General features: G+C 60.5%; 1 protein-coding gene. It reads left to right on the forward strand.

All coding sequences use genetic code 11. The annotated features are described in order from the left end of the window. On the forward strand, positions 1–1,016 hold a 1,016-nt coding region (locus H6A60_RS11695), incomplete at both ends, for a TraI domain-containing protein (protein ID WP_205104812.1).

Raw genomic sequence — 1,016 nt, forward strand, 5'->3', positions numbered from 1 at the left:
TCTCACTTCTGCGGCCAACCGCAATATCGAAAACGAACTGCGCTCGGCGATCCTCGGCGGTGAAGACGCCAAGTGCGCGTCGCTCATTGCGCAGATCGTTCGTCAGGCCGACTCCCTCTCTGTGCGGCTCGACAACGAAGCTGCGGAAAGCGTCGACAAGCGCGACAAGCTCGTGACCAGCGAACCCGCCGACAAGGTGATGCAGGCGATTGCCGAGCTGATTGCGGAGAAGACCTGGACGGTGAACGGAGAAGCCGCGCGCGTGTTCGTTACAAAGCGAGGGACTTTTCTGCTTTGGTCCGACGTTCGCGACATTCTCAGCAAACTGCGCGCTCAAGGTTATGCCGGTGCGCCAGAGAACCGCGACATCATGGCGAGCATGCTCCTCGACCGCGGGCTCTTCGAGCGCCCTCCCGAAGAGGTCGATACGACGAGACGGCTTTATTGGCCCGTCTGTCCGATCGACAAGGGCGAGGAATTTCTAACCTGCGTCAAGGTGGCCGTACCGGAACGGCTCTTCATCGGACCGATGCCAGCCGAAACGCTGGCGATCGTGCGCAAACTGCCCGTCACGGACGAAGAGTCGGAAGCCTGGCTCAATCGCTGGGGCGGTGTTCCCGCCGAAGAAGAAAAGAAACACGACACGGACGCCTATATGGCCGGCTTGATTTCGGAGGGAGACGGCTTCGAAGAACCCGAAGCGCCCGAAAGCGAAGGCAATTTCGACGAAGGGTACGCCGAGCTCTTTCCAAACGATCTCGACTACAACGGCTTGTGGGGTGCCGAAGCGCCCGTGGGTATTGAGCACGATGTGCGCCGAGCGGACGGCACGACGCCCTCTTCTGCTGTCGGCACTTCTGCTGCCGATCCGGGAGCGGAAAGTTCCGGGGCTTCCGGTGTGCGTGTTGTGAGCGAATCCGGTCGATTCGATGCGAATTCGAGTTCGGCTTCGACTTCGACGACAACGCTGCCCGATGCGGACGAAATGCTCTCCGAAAAGGAAGCCGCCGCAATGA

The sequence above is a fragment of the Sutterella massiliensis genome (assembly GCF_016899755.1).
Taxonomy (GTDB): domain Bacteria; phylum Pseudomonadota; class Gammaproteobacteria; order Burkholderiales; family Burkholderiaceae_F; genus Sutterella; species Sutterella massiliensis.